The sequence below is a fragment of the Jutongia sp. SJQ-6 genome (assembly GCF_054161275.1).
The window spans coordinates 2704552-2722154 of the sequence record NZ_CP195314.1; the positions used below are offsets into that span (position 1 = coordinate 2704552).

Annotated in this window: 9 protein-coding genes; 8 read left to right on the forward strand and 1 reads right to left on the reverse strand. The window is 41.2% G+C overall.

The features are described 5' to 3' along the window. Positions 1-225: 225 nt before the first annotated feature. From ACSAJE_RS12330 to ACSAJE_RS12365, 8 genes are all read left to right on the forward strand, one after another. Positions 226-2544, forward strand: coding sequence for a lectin like domain-containing protein (locus tag ACSAJE_RS12330; protein WP_458009237.1), 2319 nt, complete (start codon positions 226-228; stop codon positions 2542-2544). A 119-nt stretch (positions 2545-2663) separates the two neighbouring features. Continuing rightward, positions 2664-3671, forward strand: a complete 1008-nt coding sequence (pta, locus tag ACSAJE_RS12335; RefSeq protein WP_118691253.1) for a phosphate acetyltransferase — start codon at positions 2664-2666, stop codon at positions 3669-3671. A 268-nt stretch (positions 3672-3939) separates the two neighbouring features. Then, complete coding sequence (locus ACSAJE_RS12340; protein WP_458009238.1) at positions 3940-4755, forward strand: helix-turn-helix domain-containing protein; 816 nt, start codon at positions 3940-3942, stop codon at positions 4753-4755. A 180-nt stretch (positions 4756-4935) separates the two neighbouring features. Next, positions 4936-8298: a family 16 glycoside hydrolase gene (locus tag ACSAJE_RS12345; protein ID WP_458009239.1), complete on the forward strand. Its 3363-nt coding sequence runs from the start codon at positions 4936-4938 to the stop codon at positions 8296-8298. Between the two features lie 14 nt (positions 8299-8312). Beyond that, complete coding sequence (locus tag ACSAJE_RS12350; protein WP_458009240.1) at positions 8313-9374, forward strand: hypothetical protein; 1062 nt, start codon at positions 8313-8315, stop codon at positions 9372-9374. 98 nt (positions 9375-9472) lie between these two features. Next, complete coding sequence (locus ACSAJE_RS12355; protein ID WP_458009241.1) at positions 9473-13519, forward strand: glycoside hydrolase family 2 TIM barrel-domain containing protein; 4047 nt, start codon at positions 9473-9475, stop codon at positions 13517-13519. 137 nt (positions 13520-13656) lie between these two features. Next, a complete protein-coding gene (locus tag ACSAJE_RS12360) occupies positions 13657-14985 on the forward strand; it encodes an MATE family efflux transporter (RefSeq protein WP_458009242.1) in 1329 nt (442 codons plus the stop codon). Positions 14986-15103: 118 nt separating this feature from the next. Beyond that, positions 15104-16285 (forward strand): helix-turn-helix domain-containing protein, encoded by a 1182-nt coding sequence (locus tag ACSAJE_RS12365; RefSeq protein WP_458009243.1) that lies wholly within the window; start codon positions 15104-15106, stop codon positions 16283-16285. A 141-nt stretch (positions 16286-16426) separates the two neighbouring features. On the opposite strand, the gene ACSAJE_RS12370 is transcribed toward ACSAJE_RS12365, so the two are convergent. Further along, a complete protein-coding gene (locus ACSAJE_RS12370; RefSeq protein ID WP_118691232.1) occupies positions 16427-17509 on the reverse strand; it encodes a pyridoxal phosphate-dependent aminotransferase in 1083 nt (360 codons plus the stop codon). Between the last annotated feature and the right edge of the window lie 94 nt (positions 17510-17603).

Below are 17603 nucleotides of genomic sequence, written 5' to 3' on the forward strand. Positions count from 1 at the left end.
TTAGTAAAATAATCATTTGCCTATGTAAAATAAATATGGTTACAAGAATGCGAAATGGGTCCAAAAATGAGAAGAGACATAATTTAAACAGATTTTCATGTTATAATAGAAGTAATAAGGGATAGTTTTCGTGTTTGCATGATATAATGAGCACGCAGTGCTCATTATATCATGCGCAATTATTATGAAATTACGTATGTGATCAGAATGGAAGGAAGGTGGCATATGAAAAAGAAACAAAGAATTGCGGTGTTAGTAGCAATTGCGCTTGCTGTGCCTGGGGTGGGGAATTGGGATCGCCAGGCGGCAGATGCGATGACAGCTGACACCGCACAGAGCTCTGTAGCAGATATAATCGAATCGGCCAATCAAGCAGAGCTATATCATAAAGTATACAAGGAAAATACGGCGGGCCATATTTCCTATTCGCTGCAGGATGATACAGGCAACACGTTATCTAGGTATACATCGTCTGCTGCGGCTAAGAATAAACGCTCCATGGCACTTCCAGTGAGCTATGATCCGCGTGGAACAGAGCAGGAAACGCCAATACGCAATCAGCAGGATACAGGTGCCTGTTGGGCGTTTGGAGCATTAAAAGCGTTGGAATCTGATTGTCTGATGAAGGGGATCTTAACCAAAGATACTGCGGATCTGTCTGAAAATCACTTGGCATGGTACGCCTATCATGCCCTGGATGATACGACCAGTCCATTGTATGGTGATCATATGTCGCGTGACTATGTTTCTGATAGAGCAAGTTATAATAAAGGTGGAAATGCAGATGTTGCACAGGCTGTCTTAGCAAACAAATGGGGAGCTGTGGCAGAGAGTGAGGCTCCCTTTGATACGGCTTCTAATATGGCATCTGTCATGAAAAATGCGGCCTCCTCGCTGCGTACACAGTCGTTGATCCAGTTGACAGACTCCGAATGTTATGATCCATATCTGGCAAGCGATATCACATCAAGAAATGAGATCAAGGAAGCAATATTGACGCATGGGGCAATGGATGTGGCGTTGTATTATAATCCGTCCAATCGATATTACAAAGAGACGAATGGTGTGTACGCCAGTTATGCTTACATGGTGGGACCTGATCAGGCGAATCATTGTGTCACAATTGTCGGTTGGGATGATGATTTTAATGATTTTCGTGAGGACGCTCCGGAATCTGGGGCGTGGCTGATTGCAAATAGCTACGGTACCAATTACTCCAAAGATGAAAATGGGTATTTCTGGGTATCCTATTATGATCCATCACTTTGTGAATATTACACATTTGAAGGTGTTTCGGCAGATACCTACCAGACCATCTTTCAATATGATGGCAATGGTTGGAACAATTCGCTTCGTTCACCAGAAGAAGTGAAGACGGCCAATGTGTTTACAGCAGATGGATCACAGCAGTTACAGGCAGTTGCTTTTTATACGGTACAGGAGGATCAGCCATATACAGTAGATATTTATCGTTCTGTATCAGGGAAAGATCCAACCAACGGAACGCAGATCAAAGAAGCGAGTGTGAGTGGCAACTTTGCCAAAACAGGCTATCATACGGTACAGCTTCCGAAAGAGGTTCGCGTTGCAGATGGCGAGAAGTTTTCGGTAGTTATTACATATGCGACCGTAGATGATTCTGCCTGCGTTCCGCTAGAGGGACAAAATGATCCGCAGAATGGACACTGTTATAGTGCCTCAGCGGGACAGAGTTATACTTATTTCGCGGAAGATGCTAAGTGGTATGACAATACGGCGATATCTGTAGATGGTGTGCAATATGATCTGAATAATGCCTGCATCAAAGTATTTGGCAACCCTGCTGACGAACCGGTGGCAACACTAACGCCTACAGCAACACCTACGGTAGCACCTGCGGTGCTGCCGACAACAAAACCATCGACATCAAGCACACCGACACCGACAGCAAAACCATCGATGTCAAGCGCGCCGGCACCGACAGCAAAACCATCGACGTCAAGCACACCGACATCGACAGCAGCACCTTCGGATGCGACAGAACAGCCGAAATGGACGGTTTCACCAAATGCCGGTGGCCGTTATCAGACCAAGATTAAGGCGAAAGCCAAATATACGATCGGAAAAGGTGAGAAGATCACTCTTCCGGTGACTGTTACCGGCGGTTCGGTGCAGGCAGCAGTTAAGTGGACCAGCTCAAATACGAAAGTTGCCAAGGTAACGAATAATGGCGTGGTTAAAGGGTGTAAAAGAGGGACGGCCAAAATCGTTATTCAGACGGTAGACGGCAAGAAAAAGACCATACGTGTCACAGTAAAAAAGGCGCCTAAGAAAATAAAGATTACCGCTCAAAAGGCAAAAATAAAAAAAGGAAAAGCATTACAGACAAGGACAATATTAAGCAAGGGGAGTGCGAGTTATAAACTGCGTTTTGTGTCATCCAATAAGAGGATAGCAACGGTAAATAGTGCCGGAAAAATCAAGGCAAAAAGACGAGGGACAGTGCGTATTTATGTATACACGTATAATAATAAAAAGTCTCAAATAAAGATCAAAATTGTTTGAGAAAATCCCTTGACATCGCCCTCATAATGTTAGACAATGGGCATGGTGAATTTAAGGAGTTATGAGAAATTCTCCCATTATAATATTATTAAGTGAAACGAAAGAATGGAGATGATGATGTGTTCGGTTTTGGACAGTTAATAGGAATCTTAAAGAAGAATCCTAAGAAGATCGTATTTACAGAGGGTGAAGATCCACGTATTTTGGAGGCATCTTCACGATTACTTGCAAGCTATTTCCTGCACCCTATTTTGATCGGTGATGAGAAACGTATCGCGGACGCTGCAGAGGAAAGTGGATTTAATATTCGCGGTGCAGAGATCATTGATCCGGAGAAGTTTGACAAGATAGATGAAATGGTGGAGTTATATTGTGAGCTTCGTAAGAAGAAAGGTGTCACACCGGATCAGGCAAGAGAAGTACTGAAGCAGGCTAACTATTTTGGAACAATGTTGGTAAAGATGGGATTTGCAGATGCACTGCTTGGTGGTGCAACATATTCAACAGCAGATACTGTTCGTCCTGCTTTGCAGTTGATCAAGACAAAACCTGGAAATAATCTGGTTTCTTCCTGTTTTATTCTTGTTCGTCCAAGTGCTACCGGTGATAATGAAGTGCTTGCTATGGGCGATTGTGCGATCAATATTAATCCTACGGAAGACGATCTGGTCGAGATCGCAGGAGAAACAGCGAAATGTGCCCGTATCTTTGATGTAGATCCTAAGATAGCATTCCTTAGCTATTCCACACACGGATCCGGTAAGGGCGAGGCAGTAGATAAGATGCGAAATGCAGCACAGAAGACCAAGGAGAAGTATCCGGATCTCCCAATCGATGGAGAGCTTCAGTTTGATGCAGCAGTATCTCCTCGTGTGGCACGCACGAAGTGTCCGGAGTCTACAGTAGCCGGTCATGCGAATACCTTTATTTTCCCAGATATCAGTGCCGGAAATATCGGTTATAAGATTGCACAGCGTATGGGTAATTTTGATGCGTATGGTCCGATTTTGCTTGGACTGAATGCACCGGTTAATGATCTGTCACGTGGTTGCAATGCATCAGAGGTATATTCGATGGCAATCATCACAGCTGCGCTGGCTGACAGCGATCATGGTGAGGAAGCATAATTTAAACAAGCTTTTATGTGTATTATATGATCCATGGGTTTTGCTGAAACATCGTATTACAAAATGTAGTGTATCATAAATTAAAATCAAAAATCCTATTTTTCCTTTTCCATTCGTATTAGAATGGTGGCATATAATTGCCTGATAAAAGGGAAGATAGGATTTTTTTGTCGGTGCAAATATATACTTATTCATGTATAATAATGATAACTCTCAGAGAAAAATAAATGACAATGAAAGCAGATGAATAGGAGAGGAGAAGGTTATTATGTTTCAGGCGAATTACCCGGTTATTGGAATACAGGAATGTTATCCGGTTTATTTGACCGGAATAGGGATATCAGATCCGGAATTTCACACGCATCGAGAGGAAGGATTAATATCTCATCAAATATTATTTACAATGTCGGGCAAAGGAAAAATAATTGTTGGTGATAAGGAATACACAGCCGGTAAAGGCAGTATTTTTTATGTGGCTTCCGGTGAGCCGCATACATATTATCCAATTGATGGTGACTGGAGGACATACTGGGTGGTTTTTCGTGGAGATTCTTTGGATGCTATGATGGCACGCTTAGGGTTTGGACGTTATGTTGTAAAAACGATCAATGATATTACAGAAGTCAAAAAGCTTTATGAGCAGATTGCGGCTGCTGCAAGAGAACCGGGAGATGGTGCAGGACACTGCTCAATGTTAGTTTATCAATACATTTTGCTTATGCATAAATTATTGATCGTACAACAGGAAAATCGCACAGGAACAGTGGTTGATAATGCCATAATGTATATGGAAAAGAATTATAGAGATGATATTAGTTTGCAGACGTTGGCATCTGTTTGTGGGATATCTACCCAGCATTTTTGTCGGGTATTCCATGACAAAATTGGCATGAGACCGATGGAGTATTTGGCGATGAAACGTATTAGCAGTGCAAAAGTTGCATTACTGGACACAAATGCACCAATCGCACAAATTGGAAAGAGGGTCGGGTATAAGGATGCTAATTATTTTGGAATTGTGTTCAAAAAATATGAGGGAATCTCTCCGAGAGAATATAGAAATAGTCATAAGCACATAGGATAAAAAGGTATGTTTGAACGATACAAGAGAGAATAACAAAGGATAAAAAGTATGTAGTAAGCACCACCTATGTACTAATATTTTAAGGGTTTGCAAAATATTTCAGATTGTAAAGAATTAAGGATGACAATTATAATACCTTGTGAGTAGTAAGTATAACATTTTATACGGAAGGAGCAAGGTATGAGAAAAAAATGGGGAAACCGAATAGGTGCCATTGTTTTGGCATGCGCACTTACGATGAATGGATTGCCAGTGCAGTCAATCAGTGCATCGACGCAGAAAGCTTATGCGGCTGCGAAGTCTGAAACGGGGAAACAGGATGTTTCACAGCCCGAAACGAAAATGGGCAATGTTGTTTTGGATGGAAATGATATCGCCGTAAATAATGTGAATGGTCTTACCTATAAAGGCTTTGGTATGCTTAGCGGTAATTCTACCAGTGATCTGCTTATGGATTATAAGGCAGAGCAGCCAAAGGCATATGCGGAGCTTATGCAGTATTTGTTTGGTGGCAATTATCCGATCATGAATCATGTAAAATTGGAAATGGGAAATGATCGTAACACATCAACAGGACCGGAATCTTGCACGAAGAGAACAGAAAAAGAGAAGGCAAATGTGTTGCGCAATCCGGGATGGCAGTTAGCTGCTGATGCTAGGAAGATCAATCCTAAAATCAAAGTGAGTATATTGCGCTGGGAAGCTCCGGTGTGGGCAGGAACGGATGAAAAGATTTATCAATGGTATAAAGAGACAATTTTAGACGCGTACGAAAAGTACGGTTATATGGTCGATTATATTAATCCAAATATCAATGAAAAATGGGATGTGGACAGTGATGTAGCGTTTACCAAAAAATTTGCAAAATGGATCGCGGCAGAAACCAAAGAAACGATTCCGGATGAGAAAGCACTTGCATTGTATCATAAGATTAAATTAGTTGTTTCGGATGAAGCCGGAACAGCGTCTGATAGCGTTGTGGAGTCCATGAAATCGGACAGTGATTTTTATAATTCGGTAGACGTTGTTGGATACCATTACAGTCCTTGGGATGATTCCAATGGCGGAATGAAATGGCTTGCACAGACCAAAGATAAAGAGGTTTGGAATAGTGAGGCACAGGCTACATTTTCTAATTCAGCATTTCGCCCTGCTAATAATGTAAAAGATCCAACGACAGAAGGAACAGGTCTTGGAGGAACCGGCAGTGCGCTGGAAATGGCAAATACATTTATCAAAGGTTTTGTACAGTCCAGAAGATCACATGTAATCTATCAGCCGGCAATTGGATCATTTTATGAGGGCGCACAGTTTTCTTTCAAGGAATTAGTGAGTGCGCGTGATCCGTGGTCAGGCTGGATCCACTATGATGCCGGATTACTCATGCTTGCACATATAAGCAAATTCGCGGTAACCGGATGGGAAAATGAGGATAATACAGCGGGAATCTGGCGTGCTGTACCGCAGGCAAGTAAATGTACTGCGGAGGGAACGAATCCGGTAAATGGACGTAACGGTGGAGAGAATTATATGACACTGGCATCTCCTGCCAAGGATAATTTCTCGACAATGATCGTTAATGATAGTGAATATCCAATGGAATATAAGATTCAAACCAAGGATATGAAGCTTGCTGACGATCAGAATTTGGAAATATGGGAAACACGTGCGGCAGATGACGGTGCTTTTAATGAAAATTATATGAAATGCATCGGTACAACGAAGGCAGATGATAATGGAGTCTATACGGTAAAGGTTAATCCTTATTCTGCCGTGACAGTTACTACGCTGCAAGTTGCAGGAGATGAAGAGCATACAAAGGCTCTTCCTGTCGAAGGTGAAAGAACGGTATTGGATACGGATCGTACCGGAAGTAAACAGGATGTCGACAGCGATTATCTGTATGCAGATGATTTTGAGTATGCTGGGAAGACGGTTCCGGTGCTTGATGGCAAAGGTGGTTTTACCGGTGAGACGGAGGACTATATCCAGTCTCGCGGTGGTGATACCGGTGCAATGGCACGTTATACGCATACCATGAATGGTGCCTTTGAAGTATATAAGACACAGTCTGGTGACCATGTACTGCGTCAGCAGACAGATTTTATAGAGACCGGTGTGGGTGGCAGCTGGAATTCCGGTGCTCCGGTAACCTTGATTGGAGATCTCCGCTGGACAAATTACAAAGCCTCTGTGGATGTCTTATTTGAACGGGAAGATGTTAAAAATTATGCGGCTGTAGCAATACGAGAAATGGGTGGTTCTCATAATATTACATCTGCAAGCGGTTACACATTCAAATTATATCCGGATGGTAAATGGGAATTGTATCGTAAAGCCAAAAAAGTTGTGACCGGTACCTGTGATGCCAAAACACAGTTTGATGCAGGAGCAAATCAGTGGAATACGATCACGCTGGAAGGAAAAGGCAATACGATTAACGCATATGTCAATTATACGCTGGTTGGCAGTTATACAGATGAACAGCCTATCACTGCAGGACGAATAGCGTTAGGAAGTTCCAATGCATATACACAGTTTGACAATCTGGAGGTCAAAAAGCTGGACGGTTATGTACCGTATTATACAGAGATGTTAGATAATATGGAACAATATGATCTGTCCGCACAGAAAAACACAAAACTTGAATACAATGACAAATGGCTGCACACGAACGGTCAGGGAATGTATGTATATCAGCGAAGTGTGTCCAAAAATACGGACAATGGAGCAACTCTTACGTATACCTTTACCGGAACAGGATTAGAAATCTTAGGAGAGATGAAAAAGACCTGTACTGTGCAGATGACCGTCGATGGAAATCAGCAGGCGAAACAAGAAACACAAAAATCAGCTAATATGAATATGACAGTTGCAGTAACAGATCTTGTTTATGGAAAGCATGTAGTAACTGTAGAGGTATTAGATGGAACAATGGCGGTAGATATGGTTGGCATCTTAGGCGCTAAACATGCACAAAAAGAATCGGATGTTCAGCCAACGAAACGTCCAAACGTTAAACCGACACAGACACCGTCTGTGCAGCCAACCGTAAAACCTACAGCAGCTCCGCAGCAAACGCCGAAGGCGGATCGTCCGAACAGCCCGAAAAAGGGAACGAAGGTCAATAAGAATATTGGAGTTTATCAAGTGACTAAGGCGGCAACAATGAAAAAAGCCGGAACTGTTAAGTTGTCCGGTTTGAACAAAAAGTACAAAAAAGCGGCTGCTTTGGTTATACCGGACAAGATCATGATTGGAGCATATCAATATCGTGTTACGGCAATTGGAACGAAGGCGTGTCAGGGCATTAAGGCTTCCAAAGTTACTCTTGGAAAAAATGTGAAAGAGATAGGAAAGTATGCATTCCAAAAAGCGAAAAAGCTCAAGACATTTGTTGTAAAAGGAAAATTAACAAAGGTGTCCCAGAATGCGTACAAAGGATGTAAACACAAAATTAAATTAAAAGGTTCGACTGCAGCAGTGCGAAGAGCGAACCTGAAAAAATTAAAGAAAAGCGGTTATAAAAAATTCAGCCGCTAAAAGGAGGAAAAAATATGAGATTACAAAAAACACACAAAATGATTTTGGCAGGTCTGCTTGCTGTAGCACTGACGATACCGGCAGCTACTGTGGTAAAGACTGTGCATGCGTCAGAAACACAGCTTCCGTTTGCACAGAGTGAGGATGGAACAGTTCACGAAACCAGTTTTGATCTGGCGAGGGTATCTGACGAAGAGGAGTTAAGCAGCTATGAAAAAGACAATGGAAAGCATTGGGTTAAATTATTTTCAAAATTTGATGGAGAAAAAAATATTTTGGACGATGCACAGTTACCGGATGATACTGCGAAAGTAAAAGTAGTGTTTGACATTACAAATTATGATCTGGATAAAGCATATCCGCTTACTTGGGCAACAGGTATCGGAGGATGGGCATCTGGTAAGCCAACAGGGGTAACCATTGACCAGAGTGGTACTTATGAAGCAATACTTGATTTTGCTAGTGAGACCGATGGAATTGGAAAGACGATTTCAAGTGCTGATATTAGTGCGGCGTCTATCCAGCTTGTATTCCAACTGGGAGAGGCAAAGCAGGAAGACATCGCAAATGTAAAGAAGATTCATGTAAACTTTAAGGCATGCTATGCATATAGCGCATCCGATGAGGTGAAGGCAGCTCCGGTAGTACCAATTGTTGATGTTACACCGACTCCGGTTCCGACAACACCACAAGAAACACCTGCACCGACACCTGGGAATACAGCAACACCAACGGCAACACCTGACACCAACAGCAAAAAGGTTATTCCAATTTCTAAAAAAACAAATAAAGCAAATGTTGTAAAGAAGATCAAAGCAACGAAAAAAACAGTTGTGATCAAAAAAGGAAAAACCAAGAAAGTAACATTTAAGCTGACAACAGCACTCAAAAATACGAAAACAACAGATAAGATCAAGAGTGTAAAATTATCTGGAAAAAACAAGGCTAAAGTACTGAAGAAAACCTTAGGGAAAAAGACTTGTACGATTAAAGTAAAAGGTGTTAAGAAAGGCAAAAGTGTTCTGAAAATTAAGATTGGAAAGAAACAAGCGAAGGTAACGATCAAGGTAGTATAGTGTAACACGAAAATAGAAATAAATTGCAAACAAGCCCGGCTATTTAGTCGGGCGTTTGCAGATATATAAGATGATGTATGTCAGAATGGAGGATTAGGATGAAAAAAATATGGGGAAAGCGAATAGGCACTGGTGTACTTGCAATATCGCTGATGCTTAGCAGTTTACCGACACAATTGTCGATTGCATTACCACATAAGGCAAAGGCGGCGGATACAGAGTTTAAGAGTGAGGCATTTGATTACGGAAAACTGCCGGATTCTACGGCAGCTAAGATTACGAGAAAATCTCTTATCGGCAGAGAATGGACAGGAGAGGATAATAATTTAGATATTACTTCGGTGAATACATTGCCGGATAGTTCTAATTTGGTTCCGTATGCAGATATTGCATCTGCATATGCCGGTGCCAAAGATTATGCAAGAGACAAGTCGTCGTATTACCAGTTACTTACCGGAGAGGGACAGGACTGGGATCTGACCGTATTTGATAATCCGGCAAAAGCAGAAGCAGCCGGTGCATTCCAAAATACGAACTATAAGATGGATGCGAAAGATGGCTGGGAAAAGGTCACTCTTCCGGCCAGCTGGACAAGCTATGAATTCGATCACTCAATCTATACGAATTCAGCGATGCCATTTGAAGAAAGTACAGAGTTTCCATTGGCACCAACGAAGAAAAATCCCGTGGGTCTTTATCGTAAAACTTTCACGGTGAAAGATTCTATGCTGCAAAAGAATGGAAAGGTTTATATTACTTTAGGTGGAGTAGAGTCGGCATATTATCTATATATTAATGGAAAGGAAATCGGTTATAGTGAGGATAGTTATGATCCACACACATTTGATATTACAGATGCATTGAATGATCCGGGTAAGGAGAATGTACTTGCCGTAAAGGTATATAAGTTCTGCGATGGAACATGGATGGAAGATCAAGACATGATCTATGATGGCGGAATCTTCCGCGATGTATATTTGACAAGTACACCTACAGTGCATGTACAGGACTATACATTAGCGACAGATTTGTCAGACGATTATTCTACAGCTGATCTTAAAGTGAAAATGCAGACGATTAATGATTCTGCAACAGAATCATCGAACATGGCCGCGCAGCTTAATTTGTATGATGATCAGGGAAATTTATGTGCTACAACGCAGGAAGATATTGCAGCAATCGCATCCGGTAAACAGACAGAGACGTCACTGCAGATGCAGATTACAGATCCAAAACTTTGGGACAGTGATCATCCAAACCTGTATACAATGGTATTATCTTTGTATGATAAAAGCTCCAAACTTCATTACGAAAGTGTGAGTCAAAATGTAGGATTTCGTAAGTTGACTTTTACATCGACAAAAGTGACAAATGATGGAAAGTATAACAATGCAACCGACCATTATGATACCGTTAAATTAAATGGGAAACGACTTCTTATTAAAGGCGTGAATCGACATGATACCGATCCGGAAACCGGCAAATATATTTCCAAAAAGGTGTATGAAAAAGATATTATGTTGATGAAACAGAATAATATCAATGCAATCCGTACATCGCATTATCCAAATGATGATTATATGTATTATCTATGCGATAAATATGGACTGTATCTAATGTGCGAATCGAATAATGAATCGCATGCATTGATCACAGATGAGGATGCAATAGCAACACTTGAAAAGGCTGCAATGACAAGACAGACTGCTTCGTACGAAAGATTTAAGAATACGACAAGCAACTTGTTTTGGTCTATTGGTAACGAAAGCTCTCAAGGATGGACACAAAGAGATGGTAATTATGCTAACGGCGCATTTGCACATATGGTGCAGTATTTTAAGGATCGCGACGATAGCAGAATGCTTCACTATGAAGGTATGAGTGGTGGAGACAAAGGCTCTACGGCAATTGATATGATAAGTCATATGTATTATACACCGGACAGCATTATCGGTTATGGTACAAGTAAGAGTCAAATGCCGTTCTTGCTGAATGAGTATGATCATGCAATGGGTAATGCGGTCGGCAATTTAAGCGATTATTGGGATGTTATCCGCAAATATGATAGTATGCTTGGAGGCTTTATTTGGGATTGGGTAGATCAGTCCAGAAAAGTCAAGATCGGAGAAAAAGATTGGAATTATTATAGCAGTAAAGATGCTCATCAGAGCGGTTTGAATCAGTTAGATGGATACTTCCTGGGATACGGTGGTGACTGGGGCGACACCGGTGGAGACGAAAACTTCTGCCAAAATGGTCTTGTGTCTGCAGATCGCGACCCACAGCCGGAGTTGAAGGAAGTGAAATATCAATACCAGAGCTTTTGGTTTAAATCCGATCAGGATAAGTTGACAAATAATGAATTAACGGTAAGCAACGAAAGTATTTCTGCAAAATTGTCCGAGTATGATGTGACATGGGAATTGCAGGAAAATGACCGGATCATTTCACAGGGAACACTGAATGATGAAGTTCTTCCGAAAGAGGAGAAAAAGATCACGGTTCCTTATGTGATGCCGGAACAGCTTAAGTCTGGTGCAGATTATTATCTTAATATTCATGTAAAGACAAAAGAAGATTCAGACTGGGCGAAGGCAGGTTACGAAGTTGCATATGCGCAATTCAACATTGATGCTAAAAGTACAAAAGTGGCACATACTTTGAATGGAAAGAATGTGCAGATCAAGAAGCAGAGTCATTATTATGTAGTATCCGGCAAAGATTTCCGGTTCAAGTTGAATTTAGATACGGGATTGCTGGAGTCCTATTATTACAAAGACCAATTGCTCATGAAAGAAGGTCCGAAGCCTAATATTTCCAGAGCAAAGCTTGACAATGATTCTTCTCATTTCAAGGATATGATGAATTATCTGACATTAGATGGGGAACCAACGGTGGGAAAGAGTGCAGATGGTAATTATATGCTCACCACGAAATGGAATTCTTCCTATCTGTTGGACAGCAAAACAAAGACTCCGGGAACGATAGAAATGAGTTATTTGATCGAAGATACTGGGGCGGTAACGGTACGTATGAAACTCGACTTTACGAAAACAAAAGTCAAAAAGTTTATTAAAGTTGGAACACGATTGTCGCTTGCGAAAGGGACAGAAAATGTCTCTTGGTATGGAAATGGTGATGATGAAAGTTACTGTGACAGACAGACTTATACGAGGGTAGGAGCATATACTTCTACGGTTAATAAGATGTTCTATCCATTTGCAAAACCTCAAGATTGTGGGAATCTGACAGGTGTGAAATGGATCCGTCTTGACAATGAAACAAATGGAACCGGAATGTTGATCTGTGGCAGTGAGGATGTCAATGCATCTGCTTTGCATTTTATGACGGAGCAGCTCGACAAAGCAAAACATGTTAACGAGTTAAAGCCACTTACCAAAACGTTTGTCACTGTCGATGCTGCAGTTAGCGGAACAGGTAATGCGTCTTGTGGATTTGATACGTTGGATCCATACCTGGTGAAAAACAATAAAGTGTATGACTATCGTTACACATTGGTACCTGTCAGCAATACGGATGACAGCATGACTGTTGGTAAGGAGTACAGGGATCAGTCATTTGATATGGATCAGGTTTCTTATGAAAAAGTTGATCCGGTGGTGACAGACGGAGAGCCTGCAGCTGATCCGGTCGATGAGGATGAAGCAATTTTGAATCCGCCGAAAGAAGATGATAACAACGGTGGAAATAATAGTGGCAGTAATACTGGAAACAATACCGGAAATAACACTGGAAATACTGGAAACAATAATACCGGTAATAACGGTGGCAGCATAAATAATGCCGGGAAAAATCCGGGCACAAAACAAACTGCTAAAGCTCCGAAGAAGGTTACGAAGATCAAGGTGAAGAAGCTGAAAAAGGCATTATCACTTCGCTGGAAGAGTCAGAAAAATGTGACCTATCGTATTGCGTACAGTACAAGTAAAAAGAAACTGTCAAAGATAAAGAACGGAAAACTCAAAGCCGTAAAGGGAACGAAGGTTATCAAGGTGACAAGCGCCAAAAAGACCATTAAGAAATTGAAAAAATCTAAGAGATATTATTTTAAGATTTGCGCTGTCAGTAAAAAAGGAAAAAATATTGGTAAGTGGTCCGGTGTCGTTTCGGCAAAGACGAAATAATGTTGTGAATTTCGTATCATGATACGGTAAAATTTGAGAAGATACCTTAGAAACAGATGATTTTTAGGAGTCCTTCTGTTATAATGAGTCAGGCGCAGTGAGCGTTACTCTTTATAACAGAAAGGACTCATTTTGTTATGAATGAAACATTTATGAAAGAAAAACCGGTATTTTCATTGTTGGTATCGATGGCATTTCCCATGGTGATATCGATGCTTGTCAATTCTTTATATAATATTGTGGATAGTTATTTTGTCGCTAAGATCAGTGAAGATGCGATGACGGCGCTATCGCTCGTATTTCCGGTACAGAATTTTATCAATGCTGCCGGTATTGGTTTTGGCGTTGGAATGAATGCGGTTATCAGTTTTTATTTGGGTGCAAAGGATTATGAAAAAGCAGATATGGCAACGACGCAGGGACTGCTTTTATCGGCAGTGCACGGTGTGCTTTTGACCATAGTTAGTATTGAGATCATGCCGTTTTTTTTGCGTTTATTTACCAGATCAGAAGCGGTTGCAGCTTTAGGAATACAGTATTCCGATATTGCATTTTCTTTTGCTTTGGTCGTCTCGCTCAGCATGGCATTTGAGAAGATCTTTCAGGCAGTAGGGCGTATGAAGGTGACGATGATCAGTTTGCTGATCGGCTGCTGCACCAATATTGCATTAGATCCTGTCCTGATTTTTGGACTGGGAATTTTTCCGAAAATGGGGATCAGAGGTGCTGCGCTTGCTACCGGGATCGGACAGGTATTAACGCTGTGCGTTTATTTCGTAATCTGTAAAATACGGCCATTGTCGGTACATGTGAGAAGAAGTTATTTACGGCCGGATAAACATATGGTTGGAAAGTTGTACGCGATCGGCATTCCTGCGACCTTAAATATGGCGTTGTCTTCCGTGTTGATCTCTGCACTGAATGCAATTTTGGCAGTGTATTCCGAAGCCTATATTTTAGTACTTGGGATCTATTATAAGCTGCAGACATTTTTATATCTGCCGGCGAATGGCATTATCCAAGGGATGCGTCCGCTGATCGGTTATAATTACGGTGCGGGAGAACACAAGCGTGTGAAAAAGATCTTTGAACTTGTTCTTGTAATGAATGGTTTGATCATGTTAGGTGGAACGGTGATCTGCATGACGATCCCGGCAACTTTAATGGGACTGTTTACGCATACTCCGGAGACGATCCGTGTTGGAGAAACGGCACTTCGATTGATCAGTGCAGGATTTCTAACATCTGCGATCTCTGTGACAGCCTCCGGGGCATTAGAAGGATTAGGGAAAGGAATGCAATCGTTAGTAATCTCGTTGTGCCGTTATATTGTGATCATCATTCCGGCAGCGATGTTGTTGAGTTACGCAATAGGAGCGACGGGAGTATGGCATGCGTTTTGGATCGCAGAAGGATTGACGGCGATCATTTCTATGTTAGTATTTCGGCATTGCAAAGCATATTAACCCAAGGTATAATATTTTCAAAATGACACCAAGGCGGACAAAATGCGAATATGATTCGCAATGCACAGATATGCCTAATGATTGGAAGTATAAGATTGTATAGGCGTGGAGGATAGTTATGATTCAGATTAGCGAGATTTTGGAACTGTCCCTATTTAAGGACTTTAAGATAATATGTGGGGAAAAATACCTTAATAATTTAGTGAATGCGACGGTTATTTTGGAGTATGAGAGCAGCCGGATCGATTATGAAGGATATAGTTATGGATATTTTGTACTGTTATCCTATTTCTTTGCTGATTCTGATCCGGAATTGGTCAATGGGACACTCCGTACCTTGATCCAAAAGCAGGTATCCGGTATTGCAATTAAGATTCCGCCGGATCGGGAACTGCCGGAAGATATTATCAAGTTAGCGAAATTGTATCATGTACCGTTGTTTTCTTTTTATGAGCAATTTATGGAAGATCTGATCATATGTATCAATGAGTCGATGAAGACGCGTGCGCAGTATGTTATTGCAGAGGAAAAATTAAATTCTATTGTGAACGAAAAACATAAACCGTCTACCGTAGAAAAAATTGCATTGGAGATCAATCCGCACTTTCATCCGAGTATTATTACGGCAAATATTACATCGAGGGATATGTCGAACAACTTGAAGATCCATACATATTTTGACAAGTTAATGTACCGTCAGTATCGTGACACAAAAGTACACGATTATTCTTTTGTAAAGATGGGGCATGGCATTATGCTGATCTGTTCTTATCAGGAAGATAATATACCGGAGGATTATCAGAATATGCTGCATCATATTAATGATATATTGGTAGAGGCGGGTTTTTTACCTGAGTCGTATCATATTGGTATTTGTGATGAAATTTTGCCATTAGATCGCTTGAATGAGGCTATCATTAAATCAAAAAATGCAAATATCGTCGGACAGTTTTTCGAGCAGACGGATACAGCGTATTCCCAGATCGGAATTTACAAATATGTTATGTCGCTTGTAAATAATCCGATGCTATACCATGAGGTAGAGGAAAGCGTATCCATTTTGCAAAAGTATGATGCATCTCATGATGTCAATTTATTGGAAACCGTTATTTCTTATGTCAAAAATAATGGTGATTTTGCAAAGACGTCGGAGGAGTTGTTTCAGCATAGTAATACAGTGCGCTATCGCATTCGCAAAGCAGAACAGTTACTGGGATTGCCGGATTTTGCTACGGCAGAAGAGATGGCATTGATCATTCGCTGTTATTTACTGCATAATGTAATGACGTTGAATGATTGACTTAGCCGAACGGTGTGATTATATAACCATCAAAGATAAGCTGAACGGCAAAGCTTCTTTTACGAAAGAATTAAAAGCAGCTTGCAAGGTACAAAATCATACCTTGCAAGCTGCTTTTGTGATGCTGATCTTTCCCGAATTTTATTTGAGAATTTCTTTCATAATTTTTAAGAATTTTTCGTTCATTTCCGGTTTACCAAGGCTGACACGGTTCATACCTACATGAACACCGATCAACACATCCTGCTCTTCCAATTTGGTATAAACTTCCATTGTATCGATCGGAGCCTTAAACAGTATGAAATTAGCCTGTGAATCATAAACGCGGCAGCCCAGATCGCAGAGAGCCTTAGTGACTTTCTCACGCTCCTTCGCATTGATGTCGTGTACCATAGAGACATGCTCCTGGTCCTTCGTAGCTGCAGCAGCAGTTTTCTGACCGATGAAGCTTACATTCCAAGCATTGCTGGATTTACCGAAATGATCCGTCATGTCCGGACTTGTGATCACATAGCCGACGCGAAGTCCTGCCATACCGTAGATCTTAGAAAATGTTCTCATGATAATGAGCGGCTGATCGATTTCTTCTTTGATCAGCTTCATCATACTGTAACTATTTGGGTCATCGACAAATTCCATATATGCTTCATCAATTACAGTAATGACATGCTTTGGAACCTTACGGATAAATGCCTCCAGCTTAGCAGAGTCGATGAAAGTTCCTGTTGGATTGTTAGGATTTACGACAACTAAGATCTTCGTTTTGTCAGTAATAGCTGCCAACATAGCGTCTAAGTCATAGTTCATATTATCATCCAAAGGAACAGCGACCGGAACGGCACCATAATCATTGGCAACATCACGAAATGCCTCATAACTTGGATCACCAAATACGAATTCATCACCTGGATTAATGAAAAGTTCTCCAAGCATATTGATCATTGCACTGGATCCGGGACCAACGGCGATATTTTCAAATTTAAGGCCATACAATTCGGCAAGATTCGTTTTAAGTTCTACAGAGAACCAATCCGGATACACATAAGGAGTTTTTATTGCTTCCTCTAATGCGGCCTGTGATGCCGGTCCCAAACCATAAGGACTTTCGTTATAATTGAGACGGTACACATGAGGTGGTGTAGAGCTGCTCTTCTGGCGGGCTGCTCGTAAACTTTCCGGTTTTACCTGCATTGGCTCTCTAAGTAATTCTACATATTTCTGCATAATCAACACTCCTTTTTAGTCATAAATTCTGGGTCAACGTGTTCTGTGTGAGGTCATGCTTTGATTTGCTTATGACTGCTATGCCCTGCATTCT

What these genes read in the sequence shown, in the direction of transcription:
- ACSAJE_RS12360 (WP_458009242.1), top strand. Translation starts at nt 13,657, where the DNA reads ATGAATGAAACATTTATGAAAGAAAAACCGGTATTTTCATTGTTGGTA.
- ACSAJE_RS12370 (WP_118691232.1), bottom strand. Translation starts at nt 17,509, where the DNA reads ATGCAGAAATATGTAGAATTACTTAGAGAGCCAATGCAGGTAAAACCG.
- ACSAJE_RS12330 (WP_458009237.1), top strand. Translation starts at nt 226, where the DNA reads ATGAAAAAGAAACAAAGAATTGCGGTGTTAGTAGCAATTGCGCTTGCT.
- ACSAJE_RS12365 (WP_458009243.1), top strand. Translation starts at nt 15,104, where the DNA reads ATGATTCAGATTAGCGAGATTTTGGAACTGTCCCTATTTAAGGACTTT.
- ACSAJE_RS12340 (WP_458009238.1), top strand. Translation starts at nt 3,940, where the DNA reads ATGTTTCAGGCGAATTACCCGGTTATTGGAATACAGGAATGTTATCCG.
- ACSAJE_RS12350 (WP_458009240.1), top strand. Translation starts at nt 8,313, where the DNA reads ATGAGATTACAAAAAACACACAAAATGATTTTGGCAGGTCTGCTTGCT.
- ACSAJE_RS12355 (WP_458009241.1), top strand. Translation starts at nt 9,473, where the DNA reads ATGAAAAAAATATGGGGAAAGCGAATAGGCACTGGTGTACTTGCAATA.
- ACSAJE_RS12345 (WP_458009239.1), top strand. Translation starts at nt 4,936, where the DNA reads ATGAGAAAAAAATGGGGAAACCGAATAGGTGCCATTGTTTTGGCATGC.